Origin of the sequence: Bradyrhizobium sp. RD5-C2, from assembly GCF_019972155.1 — a bacterium.
GTDB lineage: Bacteria > Pseudomonadota > Alphaproteobacteria > Rhizobiales > Xanthobacteraceae > Bradyrhizobium.
Window position 1 is genome coordinate 135,780 of record NZ_BOVL01000021.1, and the last position, 14,746, is coordinate 150,525.

11 protein-coding genes are annotated in these 14,746 nt (G+C 64.6%); 6 read left to right on the forward strand and 5 right to left on the reverse strand.

The window, feature by feature from the left end:
• Positions 1–191: 191 nt before the first annotated feature.
• The gene (locus BraRD5C2_RS27925; protein WP_223974200.1) at positions 192–1,760 is read right to left on the reverse strand and encodes a hypothetical protein; all 1,569 of its coding nucleotides are present in this window, start codon (positions 1,758–1,760) and stop codon (positions 192–194) included.
• A 318-nt stretch (positions 1,761–2,078) separates the two neighbouring features.
• Here BraRD5C2_RS27925 and BraRD5C2_RS27930 point away from each other — a divergent pair, with 318 nt between their 5' ends.
• Positions 2,079–2,396 carry an antibiotic biosynthesis monooxygenase family protein gene (locus BraRD5C2_RS27930; protein WP_223974201.1) on the forward strand — a complete coding sequence of 106 codons (318 nt, stop codon included), beginning with the start codon at positions 2,079–2,081 and terminating at the stop codon, positions 2,394–2,396.
• Between the two features lie 100 nt (positions 2,397–2,496).
• Here the strand turns inward: BraRD5C2_RS27930 and BraRD5C2_RS27935 are convergent, their stop codons facing one another.
• Positions 2,497–3,684 (reverse strand): DUF2125 domain-containing protein, encoded by a 1,188-nt coding sequence (locus BraRD5C2_RS27935; RefSeq protein WP_223974202.1) that lies wholly within the window; start codon positions 3,682–3,684, stop codon positions 2,497–2,499.
• 177 nt (positions 3,685–3,861) lie between these two features.
• Between BraRD5C2_RS27935 and BraRD5C2_RS27940 the strand changes: the two genes are divergently transcribed.
• The 3 genes from BraRD5C2_RS27940 (at position 3,862) to BraRD5C2_RS27950 (ending at position 9,865) form a co-directional block, all read left to right on the forward strand.
• Positions 3,862–4,470 carry a gamma-glutamylcyclotransferase gene (locus tag BraRD5C2_RS27940; protein WP_223974203.1) on the forward strand — a complete coding sequence of 203 codons (609 nt, stop codon included), beginning with the start codon at positions 3,862–3,864 and terminating at the stop codon, positions 4,468–4,470.
• Between the two features lie 118 nt (positions 4,471–4,588).
• Positions 4,589–6,400: a caspase family protein gene (locus tag BraRD5C2_RS27945; RefSeq protein WP_223974204.1), complete on the forward strand. Its 1,812-nt coding sequence runs from the start codon at positions 4,589–4,591 to the stop codon at positions 6,398–6,400.
• A gap of 171 nt (positions 6,401–6,571) precedes the next feature.
• Positions 6,572–9,865 (forward strand): efflux RND transporter permease subunit, encoded by a 3,294-nt coding sequence (locus tag BraRD5C2_RS27950; RefSeq protein WP_223974205.1) that lies wholly within the window; start codon positions 6,572–6,574, stop codon positions 9,863–9,865.
• 132 nt (positions 9,866–9,997) lie between these two features.
• On the opposite strand, the gene BraRD5C2_RS27955 is transcribed toward BraRD5C2_RS27950, so the two are convergent.
• Entirely contained in the window at positions 9,998–10,402 is a 405-nt protein-coding gene (locus BraRD5C2_RS27955; protein WP_223974206.1) for a carboxymuconolactone decarboxylase family protein, read from the reverse strand.
• A gap of 448 nt (positions 10,403–10,850) precedes the next feature.
• Here BraRD5C2_RS27955 and BraRD5C2_RS27960 point away from each other — a divergent pair, with 448 nt between their 5' ends.
• Entirely contained in the window at positions 10,851–11,318 is a 468-nt protein-coding gene (locus BraRD5C2_RS27960; RefSeq protein WP_223974208.1) for a peroxiredoxin family protein, read from the forward strand.
• A gap of 109 nt (positions 11,319–11,427) precedes the next feature.
• Entirely contained in the window at positions 11,428–12,909 is a 1,482-nt protein-coding gene (locus tag BraRD5C2_RS27965) for an aldehyde dehydrogenase (RefSeq protein ID WP_223974210.1), read from the forward strand.
• A 70-nt stretch (positions 12,910–12,979) separates the two neighbouring features.
• On the opposite strand, the gene BraRD5C2_RS27970 is transcribed toward BraRD5C2_RS27965, so the two are convergent.
• Together BraRD5C2_RS27970 and BraRD5C2_RS27975 are read right to left on the reverse strand one after the other, a co-directional pair.
• Positions 12,980–13,735, reverse strand: a complete 756-nt coding sequence (locus tag BraRD5C2_RS27970; RefSeq protein ID WP_223974211.1) for an SDR family NAD(P)-dependent oxidoreductase — start codon at positions 13,733–13,735, stop codon at positions 12,980–12,982.
• Between the two features lie 248 nt (positions 13,736–13,983).
• On the reverse strand, positions 13,984–14,745 hold the full coding sequence (locus tag BraRD5C2_RS27975) for a lysophospholipid acyltransferase family protein (protein ID WP_223974212.1): 762 nt from the start codon (positions 14,743–14,745) through the stop codon (positions 13,984–13,986).
• Position 14,746: the final 1 nt, after the last annotated feature.

The following is a 14,746-nucleotide window of genomic DNA, read 5'->3' on the forward strand; positions in this document are numbered from 1 at the left end:
CTTACGGGGAGAGGGCTGGGGTGAGGGGCCGTCTCGGCAATAACGTCGACGAACGGACTCGCGAAAACTCCCCCTCACCCGGATCGCATCTTCGATGCGACGTAGCCGAAGCTCTGCCTCGGCATTCTTAATGACGGCCGCCGGAGGCGGCCTACGCCTCTCCCCGCACGCGGGGCGAGGTAATCGAAGCCTTAGAACGGGTAGTAGCGGATCTGGGTCATGACGATGTGGTCGTCGGTCTTCGGCGCGCCGCCGACACCTTGGAAGGCGAAGCGCTGGTTATAGGAATACTGCACGCCGGCCTTGATCGCCCCGTAATCGCCCTTGAAGATCGTGTCGTAGAAACCGACCGTGTATTGCCTGACCTCCGAAGTGTTGCCGTTGCAGGTCGCCGCCGGCGAGTTCTCGATGTTGCAGCCGAGATTGTTGTAGAGCGGATTGCCGTAGCCGAACGGCACCGTGCCGACATTGGAGAACGTCGCCTTGGTCTTCTCGAGGCCGGCATAGGCATAGAGATCGAGCGACGGCGTCGTGTGCCAGACCGTGCCGAGCAGGAACGCCGTGATCGGCAGCGGCTGGATCGAGCCGTCCTGGCGCACCGTCGCATCCGGGAACGGCGTCGCCGTGAAGCGGCCGAGCGCGCCGTGCGACGCCGAGCCCTGCAGCTCCAAGAGCTGCGGCACGATCTCCGCCGAGAAATGCCCGCCGAAGCTCACCGTGTTGACGTCGTGATTGGCGAAGTTGAAGCGATCGTAGAAGTCGCGATACATCGCCCAGCCCTCGACATGCAGCTTGTAGGGTCCGAGCCGCGGATCCCACGCACCCTTCACGGTGAAATCAGGCACGTGATTGAGGCTGACATTGTTGGCGTTGTTGAAGAAGCTCCCGCCCGGCCCGGTGAGGTTGACCAGGAGGTTCGGGTTGAGCACGCCCTGCGGGCCGGCCGCGGGCGTACCGACCAGCGGCGTGTTGCCGCCGAAGAACGAGGTCTGCGGGTTTTCCGCCGAGACCGCGAGCTTGAATTCGGGCCCGATGTCCTGCCAGACGCGAATGCCGGGTTGCCGCGCCGCAAGGAAGCCGGGCACCGATTCGAAATCGATCACGCCGGGCGCATCGACCCCGCGCGGATCGATGCCGGACTTGCTCGGCGCATTCAGCGACCAGCTCTGACCGGCAAGCACATGCAGGCCGAGATCGGTGCGGCTGACCTCGACGCTGGCCTGACGCAGCCGCGGGTTGAACGAGTTGGTGGCGACCGAGTTCGCGGTCTGCGCCGCGCCTTCGAAATCCATTTCGCCGTAGCCGGCGACGCGGGTGTTGGCGAAGATTTCGGCTTCCGCAAGTACCGAGAAGCGGGTCTGCCGCGCCGAGAAGCGCGATTCTCCGGTGTTGAAGTTCTTGCTCTGCGGGAACGGAATGAAGGCGTAGACCGAACCGGTGTCGGAGGCGAGATTGCGGGTGCGATAGATGCCGGTGAGATCGACCCAGCCGCCGAAGGTGAAGGTGACGCCCTTGTAGCAGAGCTTGCCCGATGCGCAGGGATCGAACGGCACCGGCGCCTTGGCCGCCATCCGCGTGTTCTGCATTGCGCTCTGTCTTGCCGCCAGCGCCTCCTCCTTGCGCGCCTGCACTTCCATTTTCTGTTCGAGCTGCTTGAGCCGCGTCTTCAGCGCCTTCAGCTCGGACGCATCGTCTTCCGCAAACGCAGAACCAGTCGACAGCAGCATGCTGCCGAGCAGAATTCCCCCGAGAATTCGCATCGCTTCTCTCCCACGCGAGGTTGTTTCCTCAGGCCAGAGAGAGCGGTATTCGAGGACTGATATTCGCGGCGGCCCGCAATATTCCGGTCACGTTTTTCTCATAGCGGCCGCGGGAATGTTTTGCCGCGACAGACGATATCGCGCGCGAGGGGTTAAGGTGTCGATGCACTGCGGAGGGTGGATTTTGCGCAGCACAATCCGCCTCTCAACCTGCGGAGAGCGACGGCGGACATGTAACAACACCGGTCGCGAGATCGAATTGTCGTTCGGCGCCTGCTTCAGGCTGCCATGGACATTCGAAGGACGAAGGACAGCAACATGATCGGTGAAGTCATTGTGGTCGGTGACCTGAAGTTGCGGGATGACGCCTCGCTCGACGAATACAGCCGGCTGGGCGAACGCATGTACGACATCGTCAGCCGCCTTCCGGGATTCCTGTCGGTGAAATCGTTCAAGGCGGCGGATGGCGAGGAGCTCACCCTGTTTCGCTTTGCATCGGAAGAAGCGCTCGAAGCCTGGCGCCATCATCCGGACCATGTCGAAACCATGCAGCGCGGACATGCCGAATTCTACGCCAGCGGCTTCCTGCAGATCTGCAAGGTGATCCGCGAAGTCGGCCCGTTTGAGCATTCCTGACGATGCGCAGGGCGGATCAGCGTAGCGTAATCCGCCGCACAGCGGGGCGGTGAACAACGGCGGGTTACGGCTTCGCCTAACCCGCCCTACGAAACACCGCTCAGAACAGCGGCGGAATCTGCGCGACCTTCAGCGGCCCCAAAAACACCGCGCCATCGGCGAAGCGCAGCGGGAAGCTGCGCGCCTTCTTGCCTTCGAGCGTGGCCTCCGTGCCGAGCGAATTGATGCCGGCGGAGATGCCGGCATTGGCATTCTGCTTGATCACCTTGCCGAGGCCGGGGATCGCGCGATCCAACGCACCGAACAGATTGCTGAGGTCCTGGCTCTTCACGCCAGGTGCGACGCGATCGAGCGTCGCCTGCGGCACGCCGTCCTCGAGCATCTTGTCGATGCCGAGCGCGGGGATGACGCGCTCGAGGCCGGCGACCGTCATCTGCAGTTCGCCCTCGATGCGGCCTTGCGCGTTGAGGCGGAGCGTGCCGGCCGCGACCGACAGCACATCGCCCTGCTCGATCCGCGACTGCTGGATCTCGACGCTGCCGCCGGCCGCCTGGATCTCGCGGAAACGGTCGGGCCATGGCTTCGGCGAAAAATCCTTCAGGCCGTTCAGCCGCGCGTGGATGTCGGCGTTGAACGGCTGGGTGAGCAGCGGATGCACGTCCTGCAAGGTGCCGCCGGCGATCTGCAGCACGGTCTCGATCGCCGGGCTGTCCGGGGCCGAGCCGTCGACCTGCCGGCCGTGCAGCTCGATATGATTGACGCGCATCAGCGGCGTCGGCGCGGGACCGCCGGTGCGATCGATGGCGAGATTGTCGAACACCAGCGAGGCGCGCTGCGGCACTGCCGGCAGGCCGACCACGCTGGAGCGTCCCAGGCTCCAGTTGACCTGTAGCGTCGGCTGCGCGTTGCGCTCGGCGATCGTGGCCGGGCCCTTGAACTCCGCGATCACGAGCTTGGGATCGTAGACCTGTGCCACGACCAGGATTTCGGCCAGCCGCGCCACGAACGCCATCTGCGGCGAGGCGGTCTGCGACACCAGCATCACGCTCGGATCGGTGCAACGGACCTCGAATCGAAACGGATAACCCGCCACCGAACGGTTGCCGCAATCATAGACCCGGCCGGCCGTTGCCTCTTGCGCGCGCCAGGCATCGGCCTGCACGCCGACCTGCGAGGCGGCGAAGAACCAGAAGCCGCTCCACGCGACCGCGGCGATCAGGACCACGACAGGGACGGCATAAAGGCCGAAGCGCGAGCGACGGCGGGGGGCTGAGTTCAAATCGGACATGCGGCGTCCTTTGGCGGGCGAATTTGTCAAAATCGAAGCGGCAGCAGGCCGCGGGCAACCTTTACGCCACCGCTTGCGCAACCTTCGCGCAACCTTTGCGTAACCCTTACGTAACCCTTGGAAACATCACGGAATCTGCTTCGCTTCGACGGCGTGTTCTGCTAGCCCATCTGCGCGATGTCAGCAAATCCTCCCCATTCCGAAACCGACGGCGACCTCTGGGTGTTCGGCTACGGCTCGCTGATGTGGAAGCCGGGCTTCGAGTTCCTGGAGCAAGTGCCGGCGCGGCTGATCGGCGAGCATCGCGCGCTCTGCGTCTATTCGTTCGACCACCGCGGCACGCCGGAGAAGCCGGGCCTGGTGCTCGGGCTCGACCGCGGCGGCGCCTGCCGCGGCATCGCGTTCCGCGTCGCCGCCCGGCTGCGCCACGACACTATCGCTTATCTGCGGGCGCGCGAGCAGACCACCAACGTCTACCGCGAGGTGATGCGCTCGGTGTGGCTGGAGAACGCGGCGCGCGATCGCGTCTCCGCGCTGGCCTATGTGGTCGATCGCGGCCATGTGCAATATGCCGGACGGCTGTCGCTCTCCGAGCAGCTGCGCCTGGTGCAGCAGGGCCACGGCCGCTCCGGCAACAACCGCGACTATGTGCTCTCGACCGTCGCATCGATCGAGAAGCAGGGCTTTCGCGATGCGCCGCTGCATCAGCTGGCAGTGATGCTGCATGATTCGGGCACGACGTTGCATCGCGATGCGCGTGCGGCTGATGGGCGCGACCAAGCCTGAGTGCGGCCGCGCCATTGGCGTCGATCGCGTGCATTGAGGAACCCCGTTCGCGGAATTTTGCCACGGCGCGAACAACATTGTGGTCTCAATTTCCGGTCGCTGGAATGGAATGACCGGAATGCGCCCCTCATTGCCCAAGCTCGCCGTGCTCGGCCTGCTGTTGCTGCTGAACTCACCATCTCATGCCGGTCTGCGAGAGGATGGCGCGGCGTGCGACGCCAAGGATCCGCATCCGGAGCTCGCGATTCCCGCCTGCACCCGCCTGATCGCCGCCAATCCGAGGGGGCGCGACCTTTCGATCACCTATTACAACCGGGCGCTGGCCTGGCATAACAAGGGCGATCTGACAAAAGCCAAGACGGACTACGATCAGTCGATCGCGATCAATCCGTCGTTTGCGCCCTCCTATGGCCAGCGGGCGAAGGTCTATCTGCAAAACCAGGACTACGACCGCGCGCTGAGCGATTTCGATCAGGCGATCCGGCTCAAGCCTGCCGGTCCGTTCAGCGCCGGCTGGTTCAACAATCGTGCCGAGCTGTTCGTCGCCACCGGCGACTATGATCGCGCGCTGGCCGATTACGGCAAGTCGATCGAGCTCGATCCCAACTCGTGGTACGCCTACGTCAATCGCGCACTGGTCTACGATTTCAGCGGCAAGGATCGGCTCGCGGCGCTGCATTGCCAGGATGCGATCAAGCTCGCGCCGCGCGCAGCCGGCCCATATTATTGCCGGGCCGTGGTCGAAATCAGCGCCGGCGATCTCGACAACGCCGCGCGCGATATCGAGCGCGCGATCGGCATCCAGGATGGGCAATCCGAGTTCTACTCGTTGCGTGGGCTGACGCTCGCGAGCAGAGGCGAGCTCGACCAGGCCATGCGCGACTATGACCACGCCACGCAATTGAACGCACAGGGCGCGCTGAATTACGCACGGCGGGGCCTCGCCGACGAGAAGAAGGGCGATATCGATGGCGCGCGCGCCGACTTCCGCCACGCGCTCGACGTCATCGGCCTAGATCAGCTCGACCGCACGCAGGGCCAGCGCGTCGCCCGCGAAGGCCTGAAACGGCTGGATCAGGTCGCCACCACGGAGAAGAGCGTCGTCGCCGATCACGGCGCGACCAAACCTGACACGGTCAAGCCCGCCCCCGCGCTCGCCGCGGCCGTTCCGCTCGCGCCGATCGGCGCGGGCCCGAAGGCAACGACGGCCGAACGGCGCGTCGCTCTCGTCGTGGGCAACTCGAAATACCGCTCCGTCCCGGTGCTGCCGAACCCCGGCCAGGACGCCGCGGCGATTGCCGACACGCTGCGCGCGGTGGGCTTTCAGGATGTCCGCCTCGTCACCGACGCCACGCGGGACAGCCTGGTCGAGGCCCTCAAATCATTCGCCAGCGCCGCGGACGGCGCCGACTGGGCCGTGATCTACTATGCCGGACACGGCATGGAGATGGCTGGCGAGAACTATCTGGTGCCGGTCGACGCCAAACTCGCCACCGACCGCGACGTGTCGTTCGAGGCCGTCGCGCTGACCCAAGTGATGGGCGCCACCGAAGGGGCGCGCAAGCTGCATCTCGTCATTCTCGATGCCTGCCGCGACAACCCGTTCGCCAACCAGATCAAGCGCACCGTCGCGTCACGCTCGATCGGCAGGGGATTGGCCCAGGTCGACCCCGACAGCGGCACGCTGGTCGTCTACGCCGCCAAGCACGGCCAGGTCGCGCTCGACGGCGACGGCGGTCATAGCCCGTTCGTGACCGCCCTGATCAGGCGCATGCAGACCCCGCGGATCGAGATCCGCAAGCTGTTCGACCTCGTGCGCGACGACGTCATGGCCGCGACGGATCGGCGCCAACAGCCCTTCAGCTACGGTTCGGTCCCGGGAGCTGAGGATTTCTACTTCGTCGGCGCGAGCCAGAATGCGGCGAAGTAATCCGTGTCCGCGCGGTCGAGAACGATGCGATCGGGAATATGGTCGCCATCTGGCGCTTTGTTGCGGCCGGACAAATCGCGGCGGCTGTATGGCGGCGCCCTGTGACATTTAGGCTTTTGCATCGCGGCACGGACAGATAGAAGCTCATCCGCGAACATCGACACTGATGCAATGAACCTCTCCGCCCCATTCATCCGCCGGCCGGTCGGCACCACGCTGCTGTCTCTTGGACTGGTGGTGGCGGGCATCATTGCGTTCTTCAAGCTGCCGGTGTCGCCGCTGCCCGACGTCGACATCCCGACCATCATGGTGCAGGCGACCTTGCCTGGCGCCAGCCCGGCCGACGTCGCTTCCACCGTGGCGAGCCCGCTTGAGCGCCACCTCGGCCAGATCGCCAGCGTCACCGAAATGACGTCGACGTCCTCGCTCGGCTCCGCCCGCATCACGCTGCAGTTCGACATCGACCGTGACATCAATGGCGCCGCGCGCGACGTGCAGGCGGCGATCAACGCGGCGCGCGCCGACCTGCCGACCAACCTCCGCGCCAACCCCACCTACCGCAAGTTCAACCCGGCCTCGGCGCCGATCCTGATCTACACCCTGACCTCGGACACGCTGACGCCGGCCGACCTTTATGATGCCGCCTCGACCGTGCTGGCCCAGAAGCTGTCGCAGGTCGAGGGCGTCGGCGAGGTTTCGGTCGGCGGCGGCTCGCTGCCCGCGGTGCGCGTCGAGCTGATCCCGCCGGCGCTCTACAAATACGGCATCGGGCTCGAGGATGTCCGCGCCGCGCTGTCGAGCGCCAATGCGCACAGCCCGAAAGGCGGCATCGACGTCGGCGACCAGCGCTACCAGATCTACGCCAACGACCAGGCCCGCAAGGCCGCCGACTACAAGCCGCTGGTCGTCGCCTACCGCAACGGCGCGGCGGTGCGCCTGACCGATGTCGGCGACGTCATCGATTCCGTGGAGAATGTGCGCACGCTCGGCCTTTCCAACGGCAAGCCGGCCGTCGTGATGATCGTGTACCGGCAGTCGGGCGCCAACATCATCAAGATGGTCGACAGCGTGAAGGGGCTGATGCCGCAGCTCAAGGCCTCGGTCTCGCCCGCGATCGACATCACGCTGGCGATGGACCGCTCGAAGACGATCCGGGCCTCGCTGCACGACGTCGAGATCACGCTGCTGATTGCGGTCGCGCTGGTGATCCTGGTCGTGTTCGCGTTCCTGCGCAACGCCCGGGCGACGCTGGTGCCTGTGGTGGCGGTCGGCGTGTCGCTGATCGCGACCTTCGCCGTGATGTATCTGCTCGGCTACACGCTCGACATCTTCTCGCTGATGGCGCTGACGGTTGCGACCGGCTTCGTGGTCGACGACGCCATCGTGGTGCTGGAAAACATCACCCGCCACATGGATGCCGGGCTATCGCGGCTGGAGGCGACGCTGGTCGGCACCCGCGAGGTCGGCTTCACCGTGCTGTCGATGAGCGTGTCGCTGATCGCGGTGTTCGTGCCGATCCTGCTGATGGGCGGCCTGGTCGGCCGCCTGTTTCGCGAATTCGCCATGACGATCACGATCGCGATCGTGATCTCACTGGTGGTCTCGCTGACGACGACGCCGATGATGTGCGCGGTGGTACTGCGCAAGGAGGAAGGCCAGTCGCACGGCTGGATCTACCGGATCAACGAGCGCGTCTTCGAGCTGATGCTGAGCGGCTACCGTGCCACGCTCGGCCTCGCGCTGCGCCATCCGCTGCTGGTGATGCTGATCCTGGGCTGCACGCTCTATCTGAATGTCCATCTCTACACGGTGGTGCCCAAGGGCTTCGTTCCGCAACAGGATACCGGGCTGTTGATCGGCTCGATCCAGGCCGACCAAAGCACCTCGTTCCAGCTGATGCAGCAGAAGCTGACGCAGTTCATCGACATCGTGAAGTCAGATCCGGCGGTCGATACAGCGGTCGGCTTCACCGGCGGCGGCGGCGTGGGTCCGGGCGGCACCAACACCGGCACCGTATTCGCCTCGCTGAAGCCGATGGACGAACGCAAGCTGCGCGCCGACAAAGTGATCGAGCGGTTGCGCGACCCGCTGGCAAGGGTGGCCGGCGCCACCCTGTTCCTGCAATCGATCGGCGATCTCGGCGCCGGCGGGCGCTCAGGCAATGCGGCCTATCAATACACGCTGAAAGGCTCGACCTTCGAGCAACTGAACGAGTGGACGCCGAAGCTCGTCGCCGCCTTGCAGAAGGAGCCGACGCTCGCCGACGTCAACACCGACCAGCAGAACAAGGCGCTGCAAGCCAATCTGGTGATCGATCGCGACGCCGCCTCGCGGCTCGGGGTCACGGTCAGCCAGCTCGACAACACGCTCTATGACGCGTTCGGGCAGCGCCAGGTCTCGACCATCTTCGTTGCGCGCAACCAGTATCACGTGATCATGGAGGTCGCGCCGCGCTTCTCGCAGGACCCGCAGACCCTGAAGGAGGTCTACATCTCGACCTCGGGCGGATCGGCGAGCGGCACCCAGAGCACCAATGCGGTGGCCGGCACGGTGGCCTCGTCGTCGCAGAAGAGCTCGATCAACTCGATCGCCGCCAGTGTGGTGCGCAATCAGGCCACCAACTCGATCGGCGCCACCGGCAAGGGCGTCGCCTCGACCGGAACGGCGGTCTCGACCAGCGCGGAGACGATGATCCCGCTGTCGAGCGTCGCCCGCTTCGAGCATGGCGAGACGCCGCTTGCGGTCAACCACCAGGATTTGCTGGTCGCCAGCACCATCTCGTTCAATTTGCCGCCGGGCGTCTCGCTCAGCACCGCGACCACCACGATCGAGAACGCGATGCACACGCTCGGCATGCCGGCGGGCATTTCCGGCGGGTTCGCGGGCTCCGCGAAGATCTTCCAGCAGGCGCTGGCGAACGAGCTGTTTTTGATTCTCGCGGCACTCGCGACGATCTACATCTCGCTCGGCATGCTCTACGAGAGTTACATCCACCCGCTGACCATCCTCTCCACCCTGCCCTCGGCCGGCGTCGGCGCGGTGGCGGCGCTGATGCTGTCGCATACAGACTTCGACATCATCGGCATGATCGGGGTGATCCTGCTGGTTGGCATCGTGAAGAAGAACGCCATCATGATGATCGACTTCGCGCTCGATGCCGAGCGCCAGCGTGGATTGTCGTCGCGCGATGCGATCTACCAAGCCTGCATCATGCGCTTCCGCCCGATCATGATGACGACGCTCGCCGCGCTGTTCGGCGCGGTGCCGCTGATGATCGGCCTCGGCGAAGGCAGCGAGCTGCGCCAGCCGCTCGGCATCGCGATCTTCGGCGGCCTGATCCTGAGCCAGATCCTGACGCTCTACACCACGCCGGTGGTCTATCTCTATCTCGACCGCGCCAGGCTCTGGACCCAGCGGCGCCGCGCCGCGCGCCGCGCTCGGCGGGCAGCGGCGAGCGCGTCCTGACCAACAAAGCCGCAACGCGTGTCCGGGGTAGCGAGATCCGCCTTACCCTGAACAGCAGGCGTCGGCTATGCCTGAGTTGATGTCCGCCAAAGGCCAATAGCCGTCGTCAGCAGATGCAGCATAATACCAAGGCTATTTCGGTGCGGACAGTCTATCAACTTCCTGTTGGAATTTCTGCATGTCATAGCCCGAGCCTTGCAGCATCGTGCTGTTGAAACGGACGAGCGCGGCGGTTGCAATGGCCTCCTTTATCTGAGCATCGGTCGCACCAGCGGCTTTTGCCAATTTGGTGTGGCCGTAAACGCAATAGACACAGGGAATCTGTGCTGCCACACCGAGGGCAATGAGTTGCTTGGTCTTCGCGTCCAAAGCCCCCTTGGGATTCATCAAGGCCAGCTGTAGGTCCCAATGCTGCTTCAGTGCCTGGTCAGGAAGTGTCTGTTTGAAATAATCAGGGGCCTCCTGAGCGCTGACGCTTGATCCCGTTGCCAAGGCCAACAACAGCGTTAAACCAGCATTCGCCAGTAAGGTTCTCATGACTGATCTCCCTTAAGGGGACGCCGACAAAAAATCGGCGCGCAACCATGGTCTCCTGCAATGAAAGTGGCTGCATCGCCTCGCTGTGGCTCGGCTTGCAGCTACCCTGATTACAGCAGGGAAATGCGACCGGCGAAATATGCTCGATGGTCTATTTTGCGCAGCAGCAATTCGGTGTCGCCAATGTCTCTTGCGGGTCACAAGAGGACATCTCGGCGGCCGCCTGTCCGCTTTACCGCTCAAGGCGGACGTCCCGGATTTATGAGACCAGGTTGAAGCGTCATCGCGCGTTAGCCTCTTGTCCGAGCGTGTTCTCGGCGCAAACGCGTTCCGCGTTTGTCGCGAGGGACGACTGCTTCGCACTTTGCCGGATCATGCTTTGGGTCGTTGACAGACCTTGTCCCGCCTTGCCAATTTGCCGAAAGGCCCAGCCCAAGGAACTGAAATCGTGACTCCAGCACCCGAAATCGCCGCGTCGCGCTGGTTCAACACCAGCGAGCCCCTGAGCCTGGCCGGGCTGCGCGGCCGACCGGTTCTGCTGCACGCATTCCAGATGCTGTGTCCCGGCTGCGTCTCGCACGGCACGCCGCAGACCCAACGCGCGTTCGAGCTGTTCAAGCATTCCGACCTGCAGGTGATCGGGCTGCACACCGTGTTCGAGCACCACGCGGCGATGACGGAGGTATCGTTGGAAGCCTTCATCCACGAGTACCGGCTGACCTTCCCGATCGGCGTCGACGAGGCCGGCGACGGCACGCCGATCCCGGTCACCATGCAGCGCTACGGCATGCAGGGAACTCCAACCAGCATCCTGATCGGCCGCGACGGCAACATCGTGCATCACGGTTTTGGGCAGCAGAGCGACATGGCGCTCGGCGCCATCATCGCAGCCGAGCTTGCCGCGCCGCACGGCTGATGCCGGCCCACGCGGCCTGCAACCCATTCCCGCGGCTGCGTTATGACGGCGTCGCGCAATGCGTGATACGATTTCGCCAACCAGAACCGTCGCCTTGCGGGAGGATGTCATGAAGACCTATCAGCTCTACATCAACGGCCAGTATGTCGACCCCGCCAATGGCGAGTGGTTCGACACGGTCGATCCCTATCGCGGCGAGGCCTGGGCCAAGATTCCGCGCGGCACGACCGCCGATGCCGACAAGGCGGTGAAGGCCGCCAACGAGGCGATGTGGCGCGGCCCGTGGGCGAAGATGACGGCCTCCGCGCGCGGCAAGGTGATGCGCAAGCTCGGCGACCTGGTCGCGGCCAACGCCGAGCGTCTCGCCGAGATCGAGGTGCGCGACAACGGCAAGCTGATGGCCGAGATGCTGGGCCAGCTCCGCTACCATCCGGAGTGGTGGTGGTATTTCGGCGGCCTCGTCGACAAGCTCGAGGGCGGCCTGGTGCCGATCGACAAGGCGGACACCTTTGCCTACACGACGCATGAGCCGGTCGGCGTCGTCGCAGCGCTGACCGCCTGGAATTCGCCGCTGCTGTTCGTCGCCTGGAAATGCGCCGCCGCGCTCGCCGCCGGTTGCGCGGTGATCGTCAAGCCCTCGGAATTCACCTCGGCCAGCACGCTGGAATTCGCGGCCCTCACCAAGGAAGCCGGAATTCCCGACGGCATCTTCAACGTGGTGACCGGCTTCGGGCCCGAGGCTGGCGCCGCGCTGATCTCGCATCCCGGCGTCGCCAAGATCACCTTCACCGGATCGGACACGACAGGCGCAAAGGTCTATGAGACCGCGGCCAAGGGCCTCAAACGCGTCTCGCTCGAGCTCGGCGGCAAGTCGCCGAACATCGTGTTCGAGGATGCGGACCTCACGGCGGCCGCGACCGGCGCGATCTCCGGCATCTTCGCCGCCACCGGCCAGACCTGCATCGCCGGATCGCGCCTTCTGGTGCAGAGCTCGATCAAGGAGAAGTTCGTCGCGCGCGTGCTGGAGCTGGCGAAATCCGCCAAGATCGGCGATCCGATGCAGGCCGACACCAACGTCGGCCCGATCACGACACCGGCGCAGTACAAGAAAGTGCTCGACTACATCGATATCGCCAAGGCCGAAGGCGCGCGCTGCCTGCTCGGCGGCAAGCCGGCGACCGGCGACGGCATCAAGGGCGGCCAGTTCGTCGAGCCGACCATCTTCACCGATGTCGACAACACCATGCGGATCGCGCGCGAGGAGGTATTCGGCCCGGTGCTGTCGATCATCTCCTTCGACACCGAGGAAGACGCCATCCGCATCGCCAACGACACGATCTACGGCCTTGCCGCCGGCATCTGGACCAAGGATCTCGCCCGCGCCATCCGCGTGCCGAAGCAGCTCCGCGCCGGCACAGTGTGGGTGAACACCTACCGCGCCATCAGCTACATGATGCCGTTCGGCGGCATGAAGTTCTCCGGCGTCGGCCGCGAGAGCGGCATCGACGCGGTGCGCGAATATCAGGAGACCAAGAGCGTCTGGATCTCGACCGCAACGGACGTGCCGGCCAATCCGTTCGTGATGCGGTGATAGGCCTCTGATCTTTGGTTCACCTTTCCCTGATGGCGGAAAGGTGAACCGGGCTCACGCGCCGCTGCCGCTAATGCATCGCCATCGGATTGCCGCCGTCCACGACAATCGTCTGCCCCGTCACGCTGTCCATTCGGCAATAGGCCACCACAAGCTGGGCGATGTCATCGGCGCTTCCGGTTCGTCCAAGGACTGACTGGGCGCGCGCCGCTTGCCGCATGGCTTCGGGCACGCGCTCCGCCATGCGCGTTCCTTCAACCAGGCCGGGGGCAACACAATTGACGGTCACTTCGGGCGACAGCGTGACTGCCAGGCAATGGGTGAGGTGGATCAATGCCGCCTTGCCGACCGCGTAGGCGATACTGCTGCCGCCTGGTGCAACCCCGGCGATTGAGGCAATGTTGACGACGCGACCGGCCTTGTACCGCCGAAGCTCGGAGGCAAAGCCGCGCGCCAGCAGAAATGGTCCGCGAAGATTCGTTTCAAGGATCCGATCCCAGATCTCGGGCGTCAAGGCGTCGAGTTCCTTGAACGGGATGCCGACGTTCCAGGCAGCGTTGTTGATCAGGATATCCAACCGACCAAAGTGGCCGGTCACGGCTTTGACACACGCATCGATCGATTGAGGATCGCGCTGATCAAGCTGTACTGCGTGACTGCGCCGGCCAGCTTTCCGAAGCGCGTCGACCAGTTCACCCGCACGCGCCGTTTCCGCCACGTAGGAAACGGCAACGTCCGCGCCGGCGGCGGCGAGAGCCTTGGCTATCGCCTCTCCGATTCCACCGGAGCCGCCGGTGACCAATGCAACTTTTCCATTGAGCTCCATGGCTAGCTTCCCCTTCGTCCACACGAACGGCAACGCTCGAGGCGAAGGATACACGTTTCAGCGCATCCGGCAAAAATTGCGGTAAATCCATGCGCGTCCGTGTCCGGGCGAATACGCTGTCTTTATCTCCCGCCTTGATCGGACCAATGACTATCGGCTTTCGACGCTCGATCGGCGATGATCTGGTTCGCTGATGCATGCCCCCGCGATTCTGTGCGACGGGAGGCCGAGGGTGAACGAGATCGGCCCTACCCCTTTGCCTCGCCCGGCACCCCGCCGAACAATTGCGCCTGCTCGGCGCGGCCGGCGTCAACGATGCGGGTGGTGGCGGTTTCGATCTGGTCGCGCAGGCGGGTCATGAACTCGTCACGCGGCAGGCCCGGCGGCAGCGGATCGAGGAATTCGACCACCAGCGTGCCAGGATAGCGCATGAAGGTGCGGCGCGGCCAGAACAGCCCCGAATTGAGCGCGATCGGCAGGCACGGCACGCCGCTCTCGGCATAGATCTGCGCGACGCCGGCCTTGTAGTTCGGCGCAGCGCCGGGCGCGGTGCGGGTGCCTTCCGGAAAGATCACGAGCTGGCGGCCGAGCTTCACCTCGGCTGCCGCACGCTTCAGCGTCTTGATCAGCGAGCGCGGGCCGCCGCCGCGCTCGACCGAGATCATGCCGACCTTCTTCAGGTACCAGCCGAACACCGGGATCATCATCAGCTCGCGCTTGAGGATGAACAGCGGATGCTCGAAGAATCGCACCAGCGCGAACGTCTCCCAGAACGACTGGTGCTTGGAAGCGACGATCAGCGGGCCTTGCGGAATCTTCTCGACGCCGCGGAACTCGATCCGGATGTTGCAGATCACGCGCATCAGGAACAGGCTGGTGTTGGCCCACGCGGCCTCGATCGCCATCATCGCGCCGCGCGGCAGCAGCAGCGCCGGCAGCGCGACGATGCAGAGCAGCACCAGCACCAGATAGAACAGCACGTTGAAGATCAGCGAGCGCAGGAAAATCATT

Bases quoted from the DNA above. Each gene is read 5' to 3' on its own strand.
- BraRD5C2_RS27925 (WP_223974200.1), bottom strand. From the start codon at position 1,760: ATGCGAATTCTCGGGGGAATTCTGCTCGGCAGCATGCTGCTGTCGACT.
- BraRD5C2_RS27930 (WP_223974201.1), top strand. From the start codon at position 2,079: ATGATCGGTGAAGTCATTGTGGTCGGTGACCTGAAGTTGCGGGATGAC.
- BraRD5C2_RS27935 (WP_223974202.1), bottom strand. From the start codon at position 3,684: ATGTCCGATTTGAACTCAGCCCCCCGCCGTCGCTCGCGCTTCGGCCTT.
- BraRD5C2_RS27940 (WP_223974203.1), top strand. From the start codon at position 3,862: ATGTCAGCAAATCCTCCCCATTCCGAAACCGACGGCGACCTCTGGGTG.
- BraRD5C2_RS27945 (WP_223974204.1), top strand. From the start codon at position 4,589: ATGCGCCCCTCATTGCCCAAGCTCGCCGTGCTCGGCCTGCTGTTGCTG.
- BraRD5C2_RS27950 (WP_223974205.1), top strand. From the start codon at position 6,572: ATGAACCTCTCCGCCCCATTCATCCGCCGGCCGGTCGGCACCACGCTG.
- BraRD5C2_RS27955 (WP_223974206.1), bottom strand. From the start codon at position 10,402: ATGAGAACCTTACTGGCGAATGCTGGTTTAACGCTGTTGTTGGCCTTG.
- BraRD5C2_RS27965 (WP_223974210.1), top strand. From the start codon at position 11,428: ATGAAGACCTATCAGCTCTACATCAACGGCCAGTATGTCGACCCCGCC.
- BraRD5C2_RS27970 (WP_223974211.1), bottom strand. From the start codon at position 13,735: ATGGAGCTCAATGGAAAAGTTGCATTGGTCACCGGCGGCTCCGGTGGA.
- BraRD5C2_RS27975 (WP_223974212.1), bottom strand. From the start codon at position 14,745: ATGATTTTCCTGCGCTCGCTGATCTTCAACGTGCTGTTCTATCTGGTG.